Origin of the sequence: Citrobacter sp. RHBSTW-00881, assembly GCF_013728515.1 — a bacterium.
In the GTDB taxonomy this organism is placed as follows: Bacteria; Pseudomonadota; Gammaproteobacteria; order Enterobacterales; family Enterobacteriaceae; genus Citrobacter; species Citrobacter braakii.
On record NZ_CP056271.1, the window covers coordinates 39,118 to 61,079 of the forward strand.

Below are 21,962 nucleotides of genomic sequence, written 5' to 3' on the forward strand. Positions count from 1 at the left end.
CTCTGGGTCAATGTTTATCCTATGATTGCACGAAAGTTAATCAGGCGCATATCTAGGGGAAGTCCCTTCCATTCGTTAAGCGTTTTAAGCTAACGGGTGATTTCGTTCCATTGAGCGCGAACCCCTGACCGTAAGGGATGTACGAAATGATCCGGCTGTCCGTTAATGGTTTTGCTTACTTTCGGACATGTTGTCTACATGCTGTACGTAATCGTTCGGTTTCGGACGTTTAAGTCACATGCACGTTAACTGTCGGTATTCATCGCCTCACTAGTACTACTCTGCTAGTTCATCATGTTCTTCGAGAGCATATTCAAAATCGGCAACAAGCAAGAAATTTTCTATCCTATAAGCCTGATTTAACTTAATTCGTTGGTATCTTTCGTTCAATAATCGCCATGCTGTTTTCCGTAGTACCATCGGTACGGATTCATCTTTTAAAGTACGCATGAGCACAGAACAGGTTGTCAGAAAAGCAGCGTCCTTACGTTTTCGGTAATACGCATCAGTCGAACAAACCGCAATGATCTCGATTGATTCAGGGTGATGACAGATAGCATTAACCGTAGTTTGTTCATGTATCTGTGCCTTGAGTTCAGCCTGAATTTTTGATTGATGATACATAGCCTTGAGATAGCTAAACATGATTTCCCCATCAAACAGTAAGTCGTGTCAATTCCTAGAGTTAACACATTTCTGATCATGACTCACACGTTACGTTCAGTCGGTAGCCATCTGTGCAAAAAATGCGCTTAGCGAATGGAAGGGACTTCCCCTAGATATGCGCCTGATTAACTTTCGTGCAATCATAGGATAAACATTGACCCAGAGGGATTCGTTATGACCATCACCACTGTCGGTATCGATCTTGCTAAAAATGTGTTTGCTGTTCACTGCATTGACCAAAATGGTAAAGCTGTTCTGGTTAAACCCAAGGTGTCGCGTGCAGCACTTTCTGAACTCATCGCAGGTTTACCTCCCTGTGTCATTGGAATGGAAGCCTGCTCGGGTGCCCACTATTGGGCAAGATTATTCAGGCAGTATGGCCATGATGTCCGGTTGATGGCTCCGAAATTTGTCTCACCCTATCGCATGGCGGGTAAGACCGGGAAAAATGATGCAGCTGATGCAATAGCTATTTGTGAGGCAGTGCAGCGGCCGCATATGCGCTTTGTACCAGTCAAAGACGAAAGCCAGCAGGCAATGCAATGCTTACATCGGACAAGACAGGGATTTATCCAGGAAAGAACAGCAACGTATAACCGTCTTCGGGGCCTGATATCTGAATTCGGGGTTATTGCCCCACAAAGCACTGATGCTCTGCGTCATGTTGTTTCTGACCAGAAGGAAACTCTGCCAGTACAGGTTAGGCTGTGCATTGATGATCTATTGACACATGTCACTAATATTGAAGAGAAAATCGCCGAATATGACAGGGTATTATCTCGTGTGGCCAAAACAGATCATCGCAGCCAGCAGTTAATGGAACTGAAAGGTGTTGGGCCCACCACAGCGAGTGCGCTGGTCGCCAGTATTGGCAATGCCCATGATTTTAAGAACGGGCGCCAACTGGCAGCCTGGTTGGGGCTAACGCCATCACAATACAGTAGTGGCGGAAAATCAAAGCTTGGCAGGATAACAAAAGCGGGTGATGCCTATCTGCGAACCCTACTGGTCCAGGGAGCCCGTTCTGTAATGGTAGGGGCAGAGAATAGAACGGACCCGTTTAGCCGTTGGGTCTGCTCGTTGATTGGTAGGCGGGGATACTGGCGTGCTGTCGTTGCAATCGCCGCCAAGAATGCGAGGTTGTGCTGGGCATCATTACATTACGGCGATGACTTCAGACTGTATTCAACAACATGAAAAATTTAACTGAGTAGTAACTGAACTGTAAATTGTTGATGGTAAAGGGTTAGACCCCCGTGAGAAGTATCTGCATATCCTACTGGATATCACTATCCGATTAACGAAGGAGGATCTCACGAGCGTCTTTCATCAGGGTCCGAATCACTAGCGATTCAGCATGACCGTTTATAGTAGCGCAGTCTTATCCCTTGCCTTTCATTGATGAACAGACAGAAATTAAAAACCGGCGTTGACTGTTCGGGGAAGCCCTTATAGTAGGATAATTTCCTTTTTCCAAGCGGACCCCTCGTTCGCCACGGGGTATTGGTGCTATGATCGGCATCGCTCAGTCCGGTTGGTGGTTTTGGTTGGTTTGGCGATTGATCAGATCGCACAATCCGGGCTGAGTTCCCTTTCAGTGATCTACTATTCCGCGCATCTATTTAGATTAATTATTGGAGACTATCATGAAGTTTGAGAAGTCACAGGCAGCAGTTGACCGCCTGACCCCCGAGCAACGCCGGATTACCCAGGATTCGGGGACCGAAAGGCCCTTCACGGGTGAGCACAACGACAACAAGGAGCCTGGCATCTACGTCGACATAGTGTCGGGAGAGCCGCTGTTCGCTTCAACGGACAAGTTCGATTCGGGTACTGGCTGGCCCAGCTTCACCAAGCCGATCGTTCCGGCAAACGTGAACGAGGTGCGGGACAGTGCACACGGCATGGTCCGGACGGAGGTCAGGTCGGTACACGCCGACAGCCATCTGGGCCACGTTTTCCCGGACGGTCCTTCCGACCGCGGCGGTCTGCGCTACTGCATCAACTCTGCGTCCCTTCGCTTCATCCCGCGCGACGAGATGGAGTCCGAGGGATACGGTGAATATCTCGATCAAGTAGAGGAGGCTTAACATGCATCAGCGCGCTGTTCTCGCAGGAGGATGTTTCTGGGGCATGCAGGATCTGATCCGCAAGCGGCCCGGCATCATCTCGACCCGTGTGGGTTACACGGGCGGCGATATTCCGAACGCCACGTATCGTAATCACGGCACGCATGCCGAGGGGATCGAGATTGTCTTCGACCCGACAGTGACGAGCTACCGGCACATCCTGGAATTCTTCTTCCAGATCCACGATCCGACGACGCTGAACCGCCAGGGCAATGATCGTGGGCTCTCCTACCGGTCGGGCATCTATTATGTCGACGAGGAGCAGAAGCGCGTCGCCGAGGATACGATCGCCGATGTGGATGCCTCGGGGCTGTGGGATGGCAAAGTGGTGACCGAGGTCCAGCCGGTCGGCGAGTTCTGGGAGGCCGAGCCCGATCACCAGGATTATCTGGAGAAGCGGCCGGGCGGCTACACCTGCCACTTCGTCCGTCCCGACTGGGTTCTTCCAAAGCGGCATGAGGCCGGCGATGTGAGCCCTGCGGCCGGGGCTGCAGCGGAACAGGCTTCGCTGCCGTTAGTGCCGCGCCGATCCGGTTCGCAACCTCCGACGACCGCGTCAATCGACGCGGTCGTCGAACCCGGCCTTGAAGCAGATCATTCCATTCAGCCGCCGTCGCAGTGCCAGGATCCAGATATGACAGACCTCTCCTCCTTTCCCATCACGCAGCGCTGGCCAGCATCTTATCCGGATCGCTTGCAACTATACGCGGCCCCCACGCCCAACGGCGTCAAGGTCTCGATGATGCTGGAGGAGACTGGCCTGCCGTATGAGCCCCACTTCGTCGACATCTCGAACAACGAGTCGAAGGATCCAGCGTTCGTGTCGTTGAATCCCAACGGCCGCATACCCGCGATCATCGATCCGGCTGGCCCTGACGGCCAGCCCATTGGCATATGGGAAACCGGTGCGATCCTCATCTATCTGGCCGACAAGACGGGGCAGCTCATCTCAACAACACCCGCCCAGCGGTACGAGACTCTGGCCTGGGTGTTCTTTCAGGTGTCGGGCGTTGGGCCGACCTTCGGACAGCTAGGCTTTTTCCTGCGATTTGCCGGCAAGGACTATGAGGACAAGCGACCTCGGCAGCGCTTTGTTGATGAATCCAGGCGTCTTCTCGGGGTCCTGGATCACCGGCTGGAGGGCCGCGAATGGATTGTCGATGATTACTCGATCGCGGACATTGCGACGTTTGGCTGGGTGAATGCGCTGGTCGAATTCTACGCAGCGGGCGACATCCTCGGCCTAAGCAGCTATTCGAACGTGCAGGCATGGCTCGAACGCGGGCTGGCGCGACCGGCTGTACAGCGTGGCCTGCGAATTCCTGCGAGGCCTGCATGACCATTATCGCCGCATATTATTACAACGAAGGTAAGCGAGTCCGTGAAATCAGGCTCGATGAGCACGTCGAACTAAACGAGAATCGCTCGGGCTTCTGCTGGATCGCGCTTAGCGAGCCCACCGCAGACGAACTCAGCGCGATCCAGACGACGTATAACCTCCATCCTTTGGCGATCGACAACGCCATGCACCCGCTGTGCCCGCCCAAGCTCGAGGTCTACAACGATGAGTTGTACGTCGTCGCCCAGACCGCCGAGCTGGTCGGCGACCGGATCAGCTACGGCAAGATGGCGATCTTCACCGGTCACAATCACCTTATCACCGTGCGGCACGGCAATGCCGGAGCGCTGGGCAAACTTCGGGAGCAACTCGAGGCATCGCCGACGCAGTTCGGCAAGGGTGTCGACTATGTGCTGCACGCGATCTTGCACCGAGTGGTCGACCAGTATCTGCCCATCTTCGAAATGATCGAGGACGACGTCCTGGCGATGGAGCGACGGTCGCTGCACGATTTCCTCGAGCCAGAAGAGGTGGCGCGAATCTTCGAACTAAGGTCCGAACTCACGCGGTTCCAGCGCACGCTCGGGGCTATGGCCGAGCTGGTGCGAAAGCTCGTTCGCGGCCACTTTCCCTGCATCAGCGCCGAAATGACACCATATTTCCACGACGTCGCGGACCATGTCCACCGCGTGCAGTCCATGGTCGACGGCCTCCTGCTTGTCCTGTCCACGGTCTTCGAGGCCAGCAGCCTTCTGGAAGCGCAAAGGATCGGTGTGGTCACTCGCCAGCTCGCGGCCTGGGCGGCGATCTTGGCGGTCCCGACGGCGATCGCCGGAATATATGGCATGAACTTCAAGCACATGCCGGAACTGGACACGCCATATGGCTACTTCGTCGTGCTCGGAGTGATAGCGGTGTTCTGCCTTCTCCTATTCATGCGCTTCAAGAAGGCCAAGTGGCTATGAGTAACGCACTTCGCGAGCTTCTCCGTCCGCCGAGTCACAGCGCGCTTTGTGCGCGAGCGTGTCCAATCCAGTTCAAGATGAAGGTGCTTCCATGACCTCCCAGGTGACCGACGTTCTAGAAGCAGTCCAGTCATTCATCGCCAAAGGCTATGACCGCGAATACCGCGTCAAGGACGGCAATCTCGTCGATCTCGAACTAGGGTCAACCCTCGATGCATGCAGCATTCGCGTCGATGCGGCGTTGCGCCTCGAGAGCGGGGACGACGGCGAAGATGCCTCCAACATCTACGCGATCACCGATCCGGCGACAGAGCATAAAGGCCTGTTGATCGACGCCTTCGACGTGTTCCACGAAATCTGCCCCCGCGACTTGTCCGAGCGCCTTGTGGCGCATCGGGAAACAGCACCGGCAGGTGACCAGGACGCGCCGAGCAAGCACGGACTACGGAAAGTCTACAAGAGCGAGTTTCACAGCGATCCCGAGCGTTACGTTCTGCGCGAGGGCTTTCCAGACTTCCCGCCATGCCCTTTCGGCCAATCCTTCAGCATCCTCGGCTTCGATACCGCCGAGCAGGAATATGTCTGGCTCGTCACGAGCATCATTCGAGATCCTCGGCTGATCAGGGTTCCATACCAGGGCGAAGACGTCATCAGCGACGAATAGCGGTGTCGCTTAGCCGGAAAGGCTGGCCTTCCTGGCCCACACATCTGCAGGCTGAACTTTAAGAACATCGAAAATTAGGAGGTGATTATGGACTGGAACAAGGACCACATACGAGAAACTATGCTCTTGCTGGAGACAGCAGCGTTGCACAGCGCTCGCGAAAACTACCTGGACTATGTCTCTACCGCTCGGCTCGATCGGAGCGAACCGATCGAAAACGACGAACTAGCTCAGGCCGAGGTCGCGAGCGACTTCGCTGAAGCGCTCGATGACACGCTCCATGACTACGCCAATAAACTCGAAAAGCTCAGGACGATCGATTTCGGCCCCAAGTTGGCCGTCAACGAAGGCGCTGTCGTCAAGCTGTCCGGCCGCCACTTTGTGATCGCGGTGTCAACGAGCAAGTTTACCTGTCAGGGGCGTGAGCTCATGGGCATTTCCACGATGGCGCCGATCTTCGAAGCGATCGAGGGTGCCCGAGCCGGGGAGACCGTGCAGTTCAACGGCCGGGACCTCACCGTAGAAGACGTGGAATAAAGCCCTCCACCGCAGCCGGCGCGCTAGTGCCGAACGCCCTGCATCTCTTTCTGCATGCATACGGTCACTTGCAGCCGCGTTGACCTGGCTCATCAAAGGCAAACTCATGACAACACCTTCATTCTTCATCACCCCCGGATACGGGACGCGCCTGCATGACGCGCTTCATTATTCTCAGGCAATGCGCATTGGTGACCGCGTGGAGATCTCCGGACAGGGCGGATGGAACGACGATCTCGTCATTCCGGAGTCGATTGAGGAAGAGATCGAGCAGGCGTTCAAGAACGTGGAACGGACGCTCGCGACCGCCGGAGCACGCTGGCCGCATGTGGTCCACGTCAATTCCTATCACGTCGGTGGATTCCCTCCCGTGATCAACGAAACAATGGCCAAGCTGTATCGCCACTACATGCCCGACCGCGCTCCAATCTGGACGCAGTTGGGAATCGAAGCGCTGGGGCTTCCAACCATGCGTATCGAAATTCGGGTGATGCTGCCAACTTACTGATTTAGTGTATGATGGTGTTTTTGAGGTGCTCCAGTGGCTTCTGTTTCTATCAGCTGTCCCTCCTGTTCAGCTACTGACGGGGTGGTGCGTAACGGCAAAAGCACCGCCGGACATCAGCGCTATCTCTGCTCTCACTGCCGTAAAACATGGCAACTGCAGTTCACTTACACCGCTTCTCAACCCGGTACGCACCAGAAAATCATTGATATGGCCATGAATGGCGTTGGATGCCGGGCAACCGCCCGCATTATGGGCGTTGGCCTCAACACGATTTTCCGCCATTTAAAAAACTCAGGCCGCAGTCGGTAACCTCGCGCATACAGCCGGGCAGTGACGTCATCGTCTGCGCGGAAATGGACGAACAGTGGGGATACGTCGGGGCTAAATCGCGCCAGCGCTGGCTGTTTTACGCGTATGACAGGCTCCGGAAGACGGTTGTTGCGCACGTATTCGGTGAACGCACTATGGCGACGCTGGGGCGTCTTATGAGCCTGCTGTCACCCTTTGACGTGGTGATATGGATGACGGATGGCTGGCCGCTGTATGAATCCCGCCTGAAGGGAAAGCTGCACGTAATCAGCAAGCGATATACGCAGCGAATTGAGCGGCATAACCTGAATCTGAGACAGCACCTGGCACGGCTGGGACGGAAGTCGCTGTCGTTCTCAAAATCGGTGGAGCTGCATGACAAAGTCATCGGGCATTATCTGAACATAAAACACTATCAATAAGTTGGAGTCATTACCTTACTTGTCATTTTCTTTCAGCCAATTATCGACCAAATCCTTTATCACATCAGTAATAGATGTACCTTGTTTTGCACACGCAGCTTTGAAGCGGGTATGTATCTCTTCATCAAAGTTAACGTTGACTCTCTTTTGCTTTCCCGTGGGTGTGCTATTGACGATTTTTTCAAGATCTCGATGCTCACCGAAACTCATTGTTTTTGATGTATGTTGCTTAGTTAGTGCCATACATAACCTCTAATATGCTGAAATGAGTATATGAGTTTTTACTCAAATGATTCGAGTATTTCTCGCGTCAGAATGGCTATCTCGCCCTTTGCTGCTCCATCGTTGGTATCGAAAACGCTCTCACCCTCCATGACGGATTTAACGTAACTTTGGCGTTGTGTGATCGCAGTTTTAAACGGCTTAATACCCGTCTGAGCAATGCTATCTTTCAGAACGTTAAGCATGGTGGCTTGTTCGATTTTCCGTGTGATGAGGAATCGAGCTTCTACCGGACGATTATAAGCCTGGGCTTCCAGTACCGTGACGACAGAACCGGCAGCGGAAAAATCCAAAGGGCTGGGTGTTACCGGGATGATAATCAGGTCGCTGACCATCACCGCTGCGGAAGTAATAACTGACAGAGAACCGGCTCCATCAATAATCACAAAGTCATATTCAGCCAGATCTTTTCTTACCTGGTAAACGTCTTTCTCTGATGCTGCGGTGTAAACATCGAATGCTGCTTTCTCTGCTTTATTCCAGTTAGTCAGGCTCATCTGTGGGTCTGTATCTACAACTGCAATTTTTTTACCCGAACTGGCAAGGCAGCTACTGACGTTGATTGTTGCAGTCGTTTTACCGGAGCCACCTTTAGGGTTGAGGAACGCGATAATTTTCATGTCTAAACCTCATTTGTGTGTTTACTCATTTGAGTTTAATTATACACAAAAACACAAATGAGTAAATGTGTTTTTTATGTGTAAATGAGTATATGAGTGTTTTTTTTGAGTGTTGGAACTGGCGGGAATTTTGGTTTAGGCTTCTCTCAATAGATTATTGCCAACCTCCATCGTATTCATTCCAGCCCTGATTAGTTGCATCATTGGTTAGCGTCATATCATCGACCACGCAGTTACGTATCTCAGCTGTGCGGTATATCTCGTCGAAAAGTTCGTCAATCTGCTCTTTCAAATCGGCCTCATCGCTATACGTAAAAATCAGGCTGTACTCATTGTTGTCCAACACCTTTCCGTCATAGTCGCACTCAACCAGCCAGGCAATATCTTCTCTGACCTTTTTCTTCCCACGGGTAAATTTGCTGCCGTTCTGCACCGGCACCCACAGTGTGGCTGTCACGGAAAATGCGGTAGCACTCTCAGACTGCCCGGAAAGAGAGGGGAGGGCTGTAACTGGGGGACACTGTTTAATCGCCCGGCTAATGGTGCCACGACTGCAATTGATGGTCTTCTGAACCTGGCTCCAGGAGCTGCCGCTGGCCAGCAGCCGGTTAATGGCATCATAGCGATGTTGGTTAACCTTTCTGCCCTGGTATTTGCCCTCAGCTTTTGCTTTGGCGATCCCCTGTTTCTGGCGTTCCCGCCGCTGCTCATAGTCGCGTCTGGCCACTGCGGCCAGCATATCGAGCAGCATGTCATTGATGGCCGAAAACATCCGGTTATCAAAATCGGTCAGCCCCGGAGATAAATGCAGCCAGGTAGTGGGAACATTAACGGCCACGACTCTTATATCTTTCCTGGCAATCATTTTCTTGAGCGTGATCCAGTCATTCCCGGCCAGTCGTGAAAGGCGGTCAACATCTTCAATAAGTAAGATGTCGCGCTGCCGACAGTCTTTCAGCAGCCGGAAAAGCTCAGGACGTTCCAGGCGTGAACCTGACTCATTTTCAATATAATAGTTACAGATGGCCAGCCCGTGCTCAGTGGCGAAAGTATCGATAGAGCTACGTGCTCGTGATGCATCCTGTTCGGACGTGGAGGCACGAAGATAAGCGCGAACAAAGCAGGTCGGTACTGTTTGGGTCATTTTTGAGAACCGGTTCTGTTTAAGTGTGTCGTGTGTGTTTAAACAGTACCAGCTTGCAGTGGTACGAGGAAGGTATACTCAAACCGAACCAAAGAAATGATTCATTATGTGACCACGTCACCTACAGTTACATCAGAAAGACGGTGTAAATCAAACGTAAAGCCATAATGAGCTTTACCATGTAAAGCACACATAAAGACACACTTATCTTTATACTCTATTTACATCGTAAAACATAAAGAGTATAAAGACACTATAAAGACGCCTATATCTTTATAAGTTAAAGACACCGTAAAGACATGAAAAGCTTTACATCGTAAATACGAGGATGCGGAAATGGGAAAAATTTTACTGGTGGTTTCAGATAAGGGCGGGGTAGGGAAAAGCACCTACTCAGCTAACACAGCATCTATGCTGGCAAACAGAGAAAAATCGGTAATCATCCTTAAAACCGATAAGAACAATGACCTTATCAGCTGGAATGAAAAACGCAGGGAGAATAGCCTCCCAACAGTACCAGTCTACGAGGCATACGGTAATGTAAGCAAAGAGATTAACCGCCTGAGCAAGCTGTGCGATGTTCTGATCGTTGACTGCCCCGGACATGACAGCCTTGAGTTCCGTAGCGCACTGACTGTGTCAGATATCATGATAACTCTGGTTAAAGCGTCATCTGACTTTGAAAGTGAAACACTGACGAGCGTAACCGAGAAAGTCCGCATGGCTCAGAAATCAAACGCAGCCCTGCAACCCTGGGTATTACTTACCAGAATAAACCCAAGCAAGCCACGCCACAGAAAAGCCGCTATTGAGCTGGATAAATTATTACGCTCAGACGACGTCTGGATACAGCCACTAAAAAACCGCATGTCAGAATTGGATGTGTTTGAAAGCGCCTGCAATGAAGGGGCAGGGGTACATGATGTAAGCCGCGCCTCCAGTCTGACAACAGCAAAAGCACAGATAGAATTAGTCGCCCAGGAAATAGGGATAATCTAAATATTTCAATCGAATACATAGAAATTTACATTGTAAAGACAACATAAAGACACTATAGTATTTACACTTAGATAGTGTCTTTAATGAGGATTTTGTATGGTTTTAAAATTGAAAACGCCAACCGTTCCGGCGACAGAAGAACAGGCAACAAACGCAGAAACAGCACGCTTTATCTCTGGAGCCACAAGGAAGCCAACACCAGGTAAAGCGAAGCTGGTTAATTTCCGGCTTTCTGAAGCCTTTGACGATATCCTAGAGGCTGAGGCGATCAGAACAGGACAGAGCAGGACAACCGTTCTAAAGGCAGCGCTGGCCGCATTTGATAATCTGGACGAAAACCAGAAAAACCACTGGTTACTGGAATCAGCAAAATTCTAACCATAGAAGCATGGATGATAATCTATGAGATATTTAACCGAATTAATCTGTCAACTCTACAGGTTGACAGATCACCATAAGCTGACCGCTGCAACGTTTAAAAATCTTGCTGATATTAAGTTAGTTGAACCTACAGCGGATGCAGACACCATATTGCAGCTTGAAAATATATTTAGCGAATACTCACTGAGATATATTGACAGGGATCTGGCTGAGATTCTGAGTAACATAATAACTACAGATAAAAAACACTCTCTGGATTTCGATTTTAACAAATTACAGTCTCTGACTGCCTCGAAAAGTTTCGGTTGTGGATGGAACAAGGTAATAAATGGTAGTTGGTTCAAAAACCTTTACTCATGGGGGGAGGGGATGTATCCCGCCAAAAACCTGAAAGCTGAAAACATTTCAGACTGGGAGGATAATATATGGCACATTGAGCATGAAGGTTTCAACCCTCGCGATTCTATCAATGTTACATATTACTCCTGGCTTGACCGCTATGTAGCTTCAAACAGTGGTGGTTCACATCATGCAGCAATGGTTGTATATCAATCTGTCAGAGACAAATTAGAGTATAAACGAGAAGCGGTTATTGAACAACTGAGCATAAATTCAAACACCGTTGAAATACTTGACCAGAACTACTATTCATTCATATTCCAGATAAAACGCCCTAGTAATAAGACAGAAATTTATACATCAGAATATGAATTTATAGATGCTTTAAAAGAGTTTGTAGAAAACAGATATACTATACTTAATCCTGTCAATTACGTTTCCAGTATTAAATTAGTTTTTATTCCAAAACATGCACTAAAAACAAATGACAAAACTTTCCGTAACTGGTTCTATTCTGCAATTAGTTGCGGGAAAATAATATCATTCCCCGATTATCTGAAAAATCCAGCGCATTACCATACACACCATTACTCACATGAACTAAACTCGATAACACTTGGTGACCCTAGCAGAAAGTATAAACTGAGAGAAGATTCTTAGATTTTATATAAAATAGCAATATTATCATTTGTCAGAAGATCGGACAGAGCCATACATTCAAGAACCACAATACCCGTCCCTGCCAACAAACTGGCATCAGATATCTTATCGAAGCTGATAATCATCATTGGCTTGCGTTGTGTTAAATCAAAGATTACTAATGGTAGTATTACACTGTTAATTGATTCAAATTCTTTAAAGAAAGCATCAGAGCCATACTCACTGGCAGGAAAAAGAATTTCACTCAATCTGATCCCATAAAAAACATGATAGTTTTCTTTGAGGTTTTCCTTTAAAATATTAATAGCTTTTGCGTATTTATCATCAATAAACTCTTTTACATCAAACTTCATAAATCCTCCAACAAGAACCGACTGTAGGTCACCGGGCAAACGAGTAAAATGCTAGCATTTTGCGGCGTTTGCCCTATCCTGCATCGCATTGAAAAGAACTCACATCGCGCACTATGCTAAACCGATGGTATAAGGCAAACATGCACAGTGCAAGCAGGCAGCTTGCGACTGGTTCACCGCGACTCATCATCAGGTGTCTCCGTGCTTGCTTCTTTCGCATCAGGAACCAGGAGACGATACCACGGCATTTTTTTGTTTATCATCTCCATTAGGGGAGTGGCAAACAAACTCAATCCCCACAGGCTTACGATAACAGGGATCGTGAAATTATGTGGCGTCCAGAACTGGCGCTCAAGGTGAAACCATGTGACGACACAAACCATCCCGCCAATCCAGAAAATAGCCTTACTGAAAGCCCCCAATACAGCCAGGGTAATAACAGAAACTACATGCAGTGCGCCAGCTGTGACAAGGCGAAGATAAAAACAGAACCATTTAACGTGTCGGATAAACGGATTGCCCGTTTTTACTCTACGTTGCTTTTTACGTTCCCTGTCAATTTCATGCCTTAGTTTGTCTCGCTCTGCGCCCAGCGGGAAATCATAGATTTTAGCCATAACTCACCTCATTTCTTTTTGGGTGGTACTTTTCTATCAAACTCCTCAAGAAAAGCAGAATCATCATCGTCAAATAACTCTATAGGAAAATCAGAGCCTGATTCGGCAAATTTATCTTCATCTATAGCGTATTCAAATCGTAACTTACTAACTTTCCTTCCTTCTTTTTCATCGACAACGCAAGACAGGAAAGTCACCTCAGTTTTTTCTTTTATTTCTTTGATGGCCTTATTTATTACCTCTCGCTTGAATATAGGGTACTCTGGATACTTATATATAATATCTCCATTATCATCAATATTGTAAGCAATAAGTTCATCCTTCAACTCTTCCAGAGATAGGCTAAATGAATTTTTCCCTTTAAACGTTGAGTAATTCTTCCTAATTAACTGATACAATGACCACGAATACTCCCCTCTCAATTTTAATGAGGACGCAATTAGTTGTGTTGTGAATTTATTTTCCGCCCCAATTAATCTTGATATATAAGGCGTGATAGTGTATCCAAATCTTAGAATTACAAATCCCTCATTTTGGTTATATGCACAATAATCAGTAATCGATAAGTCAAGGCGGTCGATGTTTTTTGAATTTGGAAGACCAAGTTCCTTTGCTAATTCCTTCATATCATTCCCCGTAAGGGAAAGTTTACTGACATTTAACAATTCAGCACCTTCCTTGACTTGCTTATAAGCAACAGAAGGATGTATTCCGGCTATCTTTGCGTACATATCAGCCCGAATTTTAAAGGTCTGCCCCATTCTCATTTCTTTTTTTGGATCAACATAAACCAAGGCCAGACACAGAACCCTTTTGGCTGCCAATGGAAGTTGAGCCAGAGTTTTATTTATTTCGTTCCTGTGACGAATCTTCGTTTTTTCAGTTACATTTTTCATAACTTTTATTCTCATAAAACCTCTCACTAAAGAGTAGCCACATTAACATGATGAAGTTATTTTTTCCATCATGTTTATTCGCATTTATCATCATGTTTGTCCGCTTAGCGACTCAGCTAAACCAGACAGGCTCCAGCCAATGTGCTCATAAAACGCACGCCTTGATGACTTCACATACAAAGATCTTCAGATATGAAGCTTTTAAATCAAGCTGTTAATAGCGTCGCATTTTCCATCATGTTTCGTCGCATTTTCCATCATGGTAAAACGCATTTTTCATCATGCCTCGTCGCATTTCCCATCATGTTTAATCGCATTTATCATCATGTTTCGTCGCATCCACCATCATGTTTAGCTTATTTTTCCTATATATATCAGATAATTAAAAACCTCTAATTCTTTAAGATCTTTAAGAAAAGAAAATATATATAAGGCTTTTAATGCACAGTACCTGTGGATAACTCAGCATAAACCCAGAGGATAGATCCTTCTAACCTTCGGAAGTTGGAGCAAAACATAAGGTGTTCATATTTTAGCCATTGAGTGTACGTGCTCTCTGTCAGAGCAGCAGATATTCCGCTTCCTCGCTTTGGCTGTTCGTTCCTCGTCGCTATGCTCCTGCGGTACGCCTCAGCCAAAGACTGCGGCGAGCGGTGCCGTCTCTCGATCACCTAGGTCTGAGAAAAGGTGAGAAGAATTTTAACTCAAAAAAAAGAGATGTTTTAAACTGTTAAATCAAAGAGATACATTGAGCAAAGATAACTTAAAAGTAAGATGATTTTTAAGTTATGCGTAAAAAACGGGAAAGGATCGTAGAGTGATCCTTTTTAGATCCAGCACTAAAACGCACTCAGAAGCCCTCAGAGGCGTTTTAAGTGAGTTTACCCCGACGAGGGTTCAGCAGAACGGGGTAAACCCGCTTAGAACAGCATACAGCTCGTTTAACGTAACAAGCTGGAAATTGACCAGGAGTGAACTCCGCTTACATGGGATGCCAGCAAAATTTTACGACCGGCAATGATGGCCAGTTACTTTTTGCTGGCTATTGTCGCCCAGCAGCTGGCGGCCTGATTGTTTTTTTGCTGTCAGAGTTCGTCAGGCATCAATTGGTTTCAGCTACTCGCCACGTAATGCGCTGCTAACGCACCTCATAACGCGCAGATACAGCGCCCCGCGCCAGTGCTTCACACTGCCCCGGCGTACCGTTCGCCAGCTCACGCGCTAACTGCGACAGGCTAAACGCCGTCTGATAGTCAGAAATTGGCTTAGCAGGGGAGAGGAGGTTATTGCTCATATCCAGGCTTGTTGGTTCGCCAATACTGGCGAACGTCCCCGGCGCGATGTAACGAGTATGCAAAATGTGACACAGTTCGCGCCTCTTTGAAACACGGTTCAACAGCGTAAAGCATTCGCTGTCTTTATAGTGTCTTTACACTACAAAGCAATCAAAAACAATTGCATTACCATCATATGATGGTATACTGAATTTGTTGGTTGGGAATGGCTCCCTACCTTAATCCAGCAGCCCAAACGGGCGGGAGAAAAGCATGAACATTCAGGAAGCATTAAACGTCTTTGGTTTATCTGGTGAATTGACTGAAAAGGATATCAAGGCTGCATATAAAAAAGCGGCTTTAAAATATCATCCAGACCGTAATCCGTTAGGCGCTGAACTGATGAAAGCTGTAAACGCTGCTTTTGATTTTCTGATGGCAAACATCGATAAAATTAATTCGTTTCAGAGCACCGATGAAAACGCACACTATAACTACGGTGACGATATGGAAAGCGTGTTGAACGTACTCACCGGGTTATCAGGTTTAGTTTATGAAGTTATAGGCAACTGGATCTGGATTAGTGGGGAAACTCGCGAACATAAAGACACGTTGAAAGAAATAGGTTGCAAATGGGCAGCGAAGAAAAAACAGTGGTTTTACCGTCCTGAAGAACATAAGAGCCGCTGGAACCGAAAAGAACACAGTATTGATGAAATCCGCGAGATGTACGGCACTGCCGGGAAGCGTAAAGCAGCTGGCAGGCAGAAAGTAGAAAACAGAGCATAGTTAAAACGGGGGCGAAAGCCCCCAACACTTTAAAGGTGAGTTTATGAAATCATTTTTCTTGCTCTATCGGCCTGTTTTTGAAATCGTCTGCCGTATCCTGGGGAACGGCTGGCGCGTAAACCTGCTGGATGATTGTCAATATCGTATAAAACTAACGTCGCCACGATTTAAAAATTATTCTGTACACATTCGAATGGACAAAGGAAGGTTAGCTATCATAGGCAGCGTGGATAGCCGTAACTGGCGTAGTCCATGTCATACATGCACTGTATCACCACAGCGTAACCCCGTAGAGATAGCCGCAGATATTGAAAAGAAAATACTTATAAATGCATTACAGGATGTTGAAACTTCGCGAGAGTATGAGAAGAAACTACAGAAAGAGCGGGAAGAAAGGCAAATACTGAAAGGCATGTTGTCACAACTTGTTAAGCTTGAAAACTGGCACGGAACGTTAACAGGGTTTAAAGCTGTAAATGGTTTGAATGGGCATGTGACAGAGCGTGGTGATGGTTATGAAGTCCTGATTCGGGGATTGGACATAGATCAGCTCGTAAAGTTATCCGGCTTAATTAAACAACTATGAGGGTAATTATAATGGATGAAATACTGAGTGACAGAAAAAACAAAGGTAATGTTACATACAGAATTGTTGTTTCTGAAGATTCAGGACGCATCTTCATCGAGCTGGAAAAACTGATGAAGGTTAGAGCAAAAGAATCTGAAAAGAAAACAACAAAAAAGATTGTTTATCAGCAGTCTTTTTTCAAAGATGAATTTGATAGGGTAAAGAATGAAATTGAAGACCCAATATTATTGCAATTTTGTGTCGATACATTGTTGAAGGTGAAAAAATATGATTGATAAACCAACGCCGGAAGAGGTGAAAAACGCTCGCATTAAAGCTGGATTTACACAGCAGGAAGCCGCAGATCGTTTTGGCTTCACTTTGTCAGCATGGCAGGCTAAAGAAACTACCGGAAAAACTTCACGCGGTTTAGCAGCCGGTACTTATGAAATGCTTTTACTCCTGGCTGATGAACATCCTGTTTACCAACTTGTAAAGCGTGGAGAAATTCTAAAAGAAAGGGATTAAAATAATTGCATTACCATCATATGATGGTATACTGAATTTGTTGGTTAGGAATGATTCCTTGCCTTAATCCAGTAGCCCAAACGGGCGGGAGTAAAAATGAAAACTTATGCCATCGATTTTAAATCAGTAAACGTTAAAAAAGAAACCATAAACTGCATATCCTTCATCCAGTCAGAAACACTTTTTCTTGCCATTCATACATTCGAAGAAAAAAACCGGGGTCGTGGTTACATTACTTTGTCTGTTCGCGAAGTAGATAACAACGAACTTAGCGCGATTAACTCACTTAAAAAGAACGTAACATTCTGGTTCAACGAATGTGGCCTGTCAAAAGAAGGCGTTTTAAGAGAGATTGAATCATGGTTCAATTTTGCCTTCACAACGAAGGAGCAGAATGAAGCTAAAAGAGAGGTGATTAATCTTTTGAATAAAAACTGATGTTTTAAAAGAAGGTGGTATCAGGTTGTTGGAGCAACCTGATACCGTGACACTCATTCCCACGCGAGGAATATCTAATGTCGGAACGTATGCTATCAGCAATACAGGCTGTTGAAAAGGGCGCTCGCCCTGTCTTTCCCATCATGCCGTTCTCTGCATTCCCTGAGTTCATGGATCAGCTCAAAAAAGCGCTGGAAAGACGAGCGCATAGATTCACTGGTAAATGAAACATTGGAGGTTTTATGACAAAGCAGGAGTTTTTAACTTTTATCAGTGATCAACAAAAAGAAGGTGCGGTTCGTTTTTCCCTTGCATTCAACAGTAAAGGTGAAATAGTCATTCACTGGACGAATAAAGAAGGGCTGAGGGTTTGGAGAGTTTTAACCGGAAACAGAGGGAAAAGACCAAGCCACGCAAACAGGGAAAGAATGAGCAACTTACGCCGCTGGTTGTGTGATGCCCGTCAGGGCATGGTAGGCGACACACCAGACCCTGAATAGTTTCACACGTCATGAATCGCCGAAGCCCTCCCGTTTGCGGGAGGTGCTTTTTTATATACTCTGCAAGACAGCGCTTGCGCCCCCTGCCAGACCGTTCGCGTAGCGAACCTTATCCCACATAGCTCACAGCCATTGAGATGTTTCCGGTCGTAGACAAGCGAAACCTTCAGCCATGACAGCCCTTCAGTTTTGCTTTTTCCTCGACGCTGAAGCACAATTCAAGACTAGTGCTAGATCAAAACGATGCAGGATAGGGCAAACGCCGCAAAATGCTAGCATTTTACTCGTTTGCCCGGTGACCTACAGTCGGTTCTTGTTGGAGGATTTATGAAGCAAATTAATTTCAGACTAGAAGAAAAACAGCATGATAATCTACTTGAATGTCTGAAGGTTATTTATCCAGATGAGCCTGGTTTAACTGTTGCTAAAGGCATGAAATTGCTTGCCAGTGCTTTACTTAAAAGCAAAGTAACAGAAGATGATAATGATAACTTTATGCCAGATACTAATGATTTTATCAAAACTACAATGTATTTAACAATGAAACAGCGGAATAAAATAGAAAAAGCCGCAAAGCGTCATGGATGGACTTTGTCCAGAGAGTGCCGCTACCGTATTCAGACCACCTTAGATAATGAACTGGATTTCTTTGATCAAGAACTTCTTATGATGAATCGGTGTCGCAATGCTATCGATAAAGTAGGCCGGAATTTTCACTACATCATCCTTAATGATCAGGCAAGAGTTCTTGATAAAGATGGGTTCTATCAGGATGCAGAAAAGCTTGAAACAGAAATCATTAATCTTAAAAGTGAGTTTGAAAACTACATAATGTTATGCAAAGGTCGAACTGTATCTAATAAGGTGGAGGTGTAATAATGGGCGTTTCCGTTGATAAAGAATACCGGGTCAAACGTAAATCCTCTGAAGCTGGCCGCAAATCTGCTTTTGCCCATAAAGTGAAAAATGGTGGTAAGAACTATCAGCGTAACGTACAGGAACGTATCAACCGAAAGGGTGCCAGTAAGGAAGTGGTTGTAAAAATATCAGGCGGTGCAATCACCCGACAAGGGATAAGAAACAGTATTGACTATATGAGCCGGGAATCAGAATTGCCCGTGATGAGTGAAAGCGGCCAGGTATGGAAAGGTGACGAGATACAGGAAGCAAAAGAGCACATGGTAGATCGTGCAAACGACCCTCAAAATGTAATGAACGATAAGGGTAAAGAAAATAAAAAGGTGACACAAAATATCGTGTTCTCACCGCCTGTCTCTGCAAAAGTGAAACCAGAAGACTTGCTTGAGTCAGTCAGAAAAACGATGCACAAGAAGTATCCAAACCATCGCTTTGTTCTTGGGTATCATAACGATAAAAAAGACCATCCTCATGTTCATGTTGTTTTCCGTATCCGTGATGAAGATGGAAAGCGTACCGATATAAGAAAGAAGGATTTAAGGGAGATTAGAACTGGTTTTTGCGAAGAGCTAAAACTTAAAGGTTATGACGTTAAGGCAACACACAGGCAGCAGCAAGGACTTAATCAGTCTATCAGGGATGCTCACAGTACCGCTCCTAAGCGACAGAAGGGCGTTTATGAGGTTGTGGATGTTGGTTATGACCATTACCAGCATGATAAAACGAAGCCGAAGCAGCATTTCTTGAAACTGAAGACCCTTAACAAGGGGGTTGAAAAGACATACTGGGGGGCTGATTTTGGCGATCTTACATCACGAGAAAATGTTAAGAAGGGCGATCTTGTTAAGCTTAAAAAACTCGGTCAAAAGGAAGTAAAAATACCTGCACTTGATAAACATGGTGTTCAACATGGCTGGAAGACAGTCCATCGTAACGAGTGGAAGCTTGATAATCTTGGTGTTAAAGGTATCGATAGAACCCCTTCATCAAGTAAAGAACTGGTGCTTAACAGTGCTGCAATGCTTCAGAAGCAGCAGCTCCAGATGAAACAGTTCATCCAAATCAAACAAGCGATGCTCCAGAACGAACAAAAGATGAAGATTGGTATCAAATTAGGATAATTTCAAAAGCACTTGTAACTCATTGAATAAGATCGATTTATTTTATCACGAACTCCATTTTAAAGAAAAACCAACTACAGCTTAAAATTTTAGTTAAGTCATCTGTGAAAAGATCCCATCACGATCATTTGATCTGTCTTTTGTAATATATAAAGATAAATCATCTTAATATTGTTATTTTTTCAGCATAAACAAAGTGCGATATGAAGTTATGGCGATCGAAAGATCTACTTAACGAATTGAAAGCAGCACAAGTAGCTGATAAAGTCACTTCGAGATTAAAATTTGTCCTTTTTCTTTTTCTTATCCACTTCGGGGTCATCCGAGTCGAGAGAGCGCATGAAAGGAAAAATCTATGAAATGGTACGTTTTGCAATTTACTACGACGAGGTTTGCTGCTGTTTTCTCCCATCTTGAACAGCATAACTTTTCTTACTACTGCCCTATGATTTCAGAAAAGTATCGCCGCCCGGATAAACAAATCTCGTTCAGAGAAAGGCTGTTACCACTTTTCCCAGGGTATCTTTTCATCCAGGCCGATTTTGAAAAAATTCACTCATCTACTATCACCGCATTACCTTATGTTCAGCGGTTTATTGCTTTTGGTGGAGAGCCGTTACCTGTACCTGATGAGGAAATATTTAACGTACAACAAGGAGAACGGAATCAACTTAGCCATACTAACGCCCCCCGTTTGGTGGAAATAATGCTGATGGATGATCCAAGGAAGAGAAGTATAGCCATGCTCAACTACATCACAGAAAAAAGCTTAACCCACAAAATGAAACGGAAGAAAAATGACTGTTACCAGAAAAAAGACTTCAAGCAAGCGCAAGCCTCAACGTAATACCCTCTATCTCCCTTCTGACGTTCGTGATGAAGTTGAGCGAATCGCTGTTGAGATTAGCTACCGCCGGGGAAGGCGTATTTCTGACTCTGGTTTTGTGCAGTATCTCATTAAAACATGTTCACAAAAGGCAATAGATGAACTCATAAACGGAGCCGATATCGACTCCGAAGAGTAATCGTTCTGCCGATCTGTTCCGTGCTGTTCTGGCCGGGAGTAATCAATGTTATCTACCTCAGCTTTTATCGCGCTTGCTATGCAATGCGCCGCCAGCGTTCATCCTGATACTGCTCATGAAGTTGCAAGGGTTGAATCTGGCTTTAATCCTTATGCTATAGCCGAGATTATACCGAAAGGTGAGCGTAAGCCCGGTGATAGTGGCGTAATTTCTTATTTCCCAAGTTCTAAGGAGGATGCACTAAGCATAATAAAAAAAATTGAAGCTAGAAATCACCGTTATTCAACGGGTCTTATGCAAATAACAAGCACTAATTTTTCTAAATATGGCGTCAATGCAGAAAAACTTTTCTCGCAGTGTACAAACCTTACCGTATTCGAAAAAATCATGCTTGATTGCTATCAAAGGGGAGGGAGTTTAAAAAACGCTCTTAGTTGTTATTACTCTGGAAATTTTGTGACGGGGCAAAAATCTGAATCAAATTTTAATAATACGAGCTATACGCAGCGTATTGGTTATAGCCGTCCAGACAACAAAAAGGTATGGGCTGTTCCATCGGTTAAGGATGAAATAGGAAAGGAGACTGCAACACAGGACATTACGCGAAAAGAAACTACTGTTTATCCAAAATATGCCATGCGTGGCACCGTATCAGATGAAAAGGAAACAAACGATGTTGAAACTGAATAAACGTTACTTAACACTCACTGTCTTTATGGCTGCCTTAATGCTTTGTGTTGCGGAACCAGCTTTTGCTGATGATGTATCTACAAAGACTACCGGTTTTTTACAAAAGATCATTGATTTCCTTACTGACTTGAGAAAACCAGCAATCACCATTATTTGCTTAGGTATTGCATATATTGCGCTGTTTGCACGTCAACATATGACATGGATTTATCCTCTGATTATCGGGATGATTATCTTTATCATTGCTCCTTACGTACCGGACTGGTTGTCATAAGTTAATC

Annotated in this window: 31 protein-coding genes and 1 pseudogene; 24 read left to right on the plus strand and 8 right to left on the minus strand. The window is 46.1% G+C overall.

Translation table 11 applies throughout. From position 1 onward, the window contains the following. Nucleotides 1-276 precede the first annotated feature (276 nt). Nucleotides 277-645 carry a hypothetical protein gene (locus tag HV311_RS27060; RefSeq protein WP_032242306.1) on the minus strand — a complete coding sequence of 123 codons (369 nt, stop codon included), beginning with the start codon at nucleotides 643-645 and terminating at the stop codon, nucleotides 277-279. 195 nt (nucleotides 646-840) lie between these two features. Between HV311_RS27060 and HV311_RS27065 the strand changes: the two genes are divergently transcribed. From HV311_RS27065 to HV311_RS27105, 9 genes and pseudogenes are all read left to right on the plus strand, one after another. Then, complete coding sequence (locus HV311_RS27065) at nucleotides 841-1,863, plus strand: IS110-like element IS5708 family transposase (RefSeq protein WP_000156884.1); 1,023 nt, start codon at nucleotides 841-843, stop codon at nucleotides 1,861-1,863. Nucleotides 1,864-2,312: 449 nt separating this feature from the next. Then, the gene (msrB, locus tag HV311_RS27070; protein WP_004099035.1) at nucleotides 2,313-2,756 is read left to right on the plus strand and encodes a peptide-methionine (R)-S-oxide reductase MsrB; all 444 of its coding nucleotides are present in this window, start codon (nucleotides 2,313-2,315) and stop codon (nucleotides 2,754-2,756) included. Nucleotides 2,757-2,799: 43 nt separating this feature from the next. Beyond that, nucleotides 2,800-3,150, plus strand: a pseudogene (msrA, locus tag HV311_RS27075) (peptide-methionine (S)-S-oxide reductase MsrA); the annotation flags it as partial. A 279-nt stretch (nucleotides 3,151-3,429) separates the two neighbouring features. Continuing rightward, nucleotides 3,430-4,134: a glutathione S-transferase N-terminal domain-containing protein gene (locus HV311_RS27080; protein ID WP_004099038.1), complete on the plus strand. Its 705-nt coding sequence runs from the start codon at nucleotides 3,430-3,432 to the stop codon at nucleotides 4,132-4,134. Beyond that, nucleotides 4,131-5,099, plus strand: coding sequence for a magnesium and cobalt transport protein CorA (locus HV311_RS27085; RefSeq protein WP_032640602.1), 969 nt, complete (start codon nucleotides 4,131-4,133; stop codon nucleotides 5,097-5,099). Before HV311_RS27080 ends, HV311_RS27085 begins: the two co-directional genes overlap by 4 nt. 91 nt (nucleotides 5,100-5,190) lie before the next feature. Continuing rightward, nucleotides 5,191-5,763, plus strand: coding sequence for a hypothetical protein (locus HV311_RS27090; protein ID WP_004099040.1), 573 nt, complete (start codon nucleotides 5,191-5,193; stop codon nucleotides 5,761-5,763). An 87-nt stretch (nucleotides 5,764-5,850) separates the two neighbouring features. Beyond that, on the plus strand, nucleotides 5,851-6,300 hold the full coding sequence (locus HV311_RS27095; protein ID WP_004099042.1) for a hypothetical protein: 450 nt from the start codon (nucleotides 5,851-5,853) through the stop codon (nucleotides 6,298-6,300). Between the two features lie 106 nt (nucleotides 6,301-6,406). Beyond that, nucleotides 6,407-6,808, plus strand: coding sequence for a RidA family protein (locus HV311_RS27100; RefSeq protein ID WP_191221244.1), 402 nt, complete (start codon nucleotides 6,407-6,409; stop codon nucleotides 6,806-6,808). 33 nt (nucleotides 6,809-6,841) lie between these two features. Next, a protein-coding gene (locus tag HV311_RS27105) for an IS1-like element IS1B family transposase (RefSeq protein ID WP_095033700.1) occupies nucleotides 6,842-7,539 on the plus strand; the annotation gives its coding sequence in 2 pieces (ribosomal slippage) (nucleotides 6,842-7,091 and nucleotides 7,091-7,539; 699 coding nt in all). 15 nt (nucleotides 7,540-7,554) lie between these two features. On the opposite strand, the gene HV311_RS27110 is transcribed toward HV311_RS27105, so the two are convergent. The 3 genes from HV311_RS27110 to HV311_RS27120 all read right to left on the minus strand — a co-directional run bounded on the left by HV311_RS27110 (nucleotide 7,555) and on the right by HV311_RS27120 (nucleotide 9,585). Then, a complete protein-coding gene (locus tag HV311_RS27110; protein WP_191221245.1) occupies nucleotides 7,555-7,782 on the minus strand; it encodes a plasmid partition protein ParG in 228 nt (75 codons plus the stop codon). 38 nt (nucleotides 7,783-7,820) lie between these two features. Next, nucleotides 7,821-8,441: a ParA family partition ATPase gene (gene parA / locus HV311_RS27115; RefSeq protein ID WP_044715110.1), complete on the minus strand. Its 621-nt coding sequence runs from the start codon at nucleotides 8,439-8,441 to the stop codon at nucleotides 7,821-7,823. Between the two features lie 154 nt (nucleotides 8,442-8,595). Further along, nucleotides 8,596-9,585, minus strand: coding sequence for a recombinase family protein (locus HV311_RS27120; RefSeq protein WP_044715113.1), 990 nt, complete (start codon nucleotides 9,583-9,585; stop codon nucleotides 8,596-8,598). Between the two features lie 336 nt (nucleotides 9,586-9,921). On the opposite strand from HV311_RS27120, the gene HV311_RS27125 reads away from it, so the two are divergent. The 3 genes from HV311_RS27125 to HV311_RS27135 all read left to right on the plus strand — a co-directional run bounded on the left by HV311_RS27125 (nucleotide 9,922) and on the right by HV311_RS27135 (nucleotide 11,964). After that, the gene (locus HV311_RS27125; protein ID WP_044715119.1) at nucleotides 9,922-10,584 is read left to right on the plus strand and encodes a nucleotide-binding protein; all 663 of its coding nucleotides are present in this window, start codon (nucleotides 9,922-9,924) and stop codon (nucleotides 10,582-10,584) included. A gap of 96 nt (nucleotides 10,585-10,680) precedes the next feature. Continuing rightward, nucleotides 10,681-10,962 (plus strand): hypothetical protein, encoded by a 282-nt coding sequence (locus HV311_RS27130; protein WP_044715122.1) that lies wholly within the window; start codon nucleotides 10,681-10,683, stop codon nucleotides 10,960-10,962. A gap of 24 nt (nucleotides 10,963-10,986) precedes the next feature. Then, nucleotides 10,987-11,964 (plus strand): DUF6685 family protein, encoded by a 978-nt coding sequence (locus HV311_RS27135; RefSeq protein WP_044715124.1) that lies wholly within the window; start codon nucleotides 10,987-10,989, stop codon nucleotides 11,962-11,964. On the opposite strand, the gene ddp1 (HV311_RS27140) is transcribed toward HV311_RS27135, so the two are convergent. The 4 genes from ddp1 (HV311_RS27140) to HV311_RS27155 form a co-directional block, all read right to left on the minus strand. Beyond that, a complete protein-coding gene (gene ddp1, locus HV311_RS27140; protein ID WP_044715127.1) occupies nucleotides 11,961-12,317 on the minus strand; it encodes a DNA distortion polypeptide 3 in 357 nt (118 codons plus the stop codon). The two genes, HV311_RS27135 and ddp1 (HV311_RS27140), sit on opposite strands and share 4 nt — an antisense overlap. A gap of 173 nt (nucleotides 12,318-12,490) precedes the next feature. Continuing rightward, entirely contained in the window at nucleotides 12,491-12,934 is a 444-nt protein-coding gene (locus HV311_RS27145; protein WP_044715130.1) for a hypothetical protein, read from the minus strand. Between the two features lie 8 nt (nucleotides 12,935-12,942). Further along, a complete protein-coding gene (locus HV311_RS27150) occupies nucleotides 12,943-13,830 on the minus strand; it encodes a replication initiation protein (RefSeq protein ID WP_225622177.1) in 888 nt (295 codons plus the stop codon). Nucleotides 13,831-14,968: 1,138 nt separating this feature from the next. Beyond that, nucleotides 14,969-15,187, minus strand: a complete 219-nt coding sequence (locus HV311_RS27155) for a hypothetical protein (protein WP_044715134.1) — start codon at nucleotides 15,185-15,187, stop codon at nucleotides 14,969-14,971. Between the two features lie 190 nt (nucleotides 15,188-15,377). Between HV311_RS27155 and HV311_RS27160 the strand changes: the two genes are divergently transcribed. From HV311_RS27160 to HV311_RS27215, 12 genes are all read left to right on the plus strand, one after another. Further along, complete coding sequence (locus HV311_RS27160) at nucleotides 15,378-15,893, plus strand: DnaJ domain-containing protein (RefSeq protein ID WP_044715137.1); 516 nt, start codon at nucleotides 15,378-15,380, stop codon at nucleotides 15,891-15,893. A gap of 43 nt (nucleotides 15,894-15,936) precedes the next feature. Then, nucleotides 15,937-16,479: a hypothetical protein gene (locus HV311_RS27165; protein ID WP_044715140.1), complete on the plus strand. Its 543-nt coding sequence runs from the start codon at nucleotides 15,937-15,939 to the stop codon at nucleotides 16,477-16,479. Between the two features lie 11 nt (nucleotides 16,480-16,490). Beyond that, entirely contained in the window at nucleotides 16,491-16,757 is a 267-nt protein-coding gene (locus HV311_RS27170) for a hypothetical protein (protein ID WP_044715141.1), read from the plus strand. Next, nucleotides 16,750-16,989, plus strand: coding sequence for a hypothetical protein (locus HV311_RS27175; RefSeq protein ID WP_044715143.1), 240 nt, complete (start codon nucleotides 16,750-16,752; stop codon nucleotides 16,987-16,989). The genes HV311_RS27170 and HV311_RS27175 overlap by 8 nt, the downstream gene beginning before the upstream one ends. A 96-nt stretch (nucleotides 16,990-17,085) precedes the next feature. After that, nucleotides 17,086-17,427: a hypothetical protein gene (locus tag HV311_RS27180; protein ID WP_059347451.1), complete on the plus strand. Its 342-nt coding sequence runs from the start codon at nucleotides 17,086-17,088 to the stop codon at nucleotides 17,425-17,427. Nucleotides 17,428-17,504: 77 nt separating this feature from the next. Further along, nucleotides 17,505-17,654 (plus strand): hypothetical protein, encoded by a 150-nt coding sequence (locus HV311_RS27185; RefSeq protein WP_162852120.1) that lies wholly within the window; start codon nucleotides 17,505-17,507, stop codon nucleotides 17,652-17,654. Between the two features lie 15 nt (nucleotides 17,655-17,669). After that, the gene (locus HV311_RS27190) at nucleotides 17,670-17,927 is read left to right on the plus strand and encodes a hypothetical protein (RefSeq protein WP_044715147.1); all 258 of its coding nucleotides are present in this window, start codon (nucleotides 17,670-17,672) and stop codon (nucleotides 17,925-17,927) included. 327 nt (nucleotides 17,928-18,254) lie between these two features. Next, nucleotides 18,255-18,803 carry a DNA distortion polypeptide 1 gene (gene ddp1 / locus HV311_RS27195; RefSeq protein ID WP_044715148.1) on the plus strand — a complete coding sequence of 183 codons (549 nt, stop codon included), beginning with the start codon at nucleotides 18,255-18,257 and terminating at the stop codon, nucleotides 18,801-18,803. Nucleotides 18,804-18,805: 2 nt separating this feature from the next. Continuing rightward, nucleotides 18,806-19,966 (plus strand): MobP1 family relaxase, encoded by a 1,161-nt coding sequence (gene mobP1 / locus HV311_RS27200; RefSeq protein WP_044864205.1) that lies wholly within the window; start codon nucleotides 18,806-18,808, stop codon nucleotides 19,964-19,966. Nucleotides 19,967-20,321: 355 nt separating this feature from the next. After that, complete coding sequence (locus tag HV311_RS27205; protein ID WP_044715152.1) at nucleotides 20,322-20,813, plus strand: transcription termination/antitermination NusG family protein; 492 nt, start codon at nucleotides 20,322-20,324, stop codon at nucleotides 20,811-20,813. A 223-nt stretch (nucleotides 20,814-21,036) separates the two neighbouring features. Beyond that, a complete protein-coding gene (locus tag HV311_RS27210; protein WP_044715155.1) occupies nucleotides 21,037-21,681 on the plus strand; it encodes a lytic transglycosylase domain-containing protein in 645 nt (214 codons plus the stop codon). Continuing rightward, nucleotides 21,665-21,955, plus strand: coding sequence for a TrbC/VirB2 family protein (locus HV311_RS27215; RefSeq protein ID WP_044715156.1), 291 nt, complete (start codon nucleotides 21,665-21,667; stop codon nucleotides 21,953-21,955). Before HV311_RS27210 ends, HV311_RS27215 begins: the two co-directional genes overlap by 17 nt. The last annotated feature ends 7 nt before the right edge of the window (nucleotides 21,956-21,962 follow it).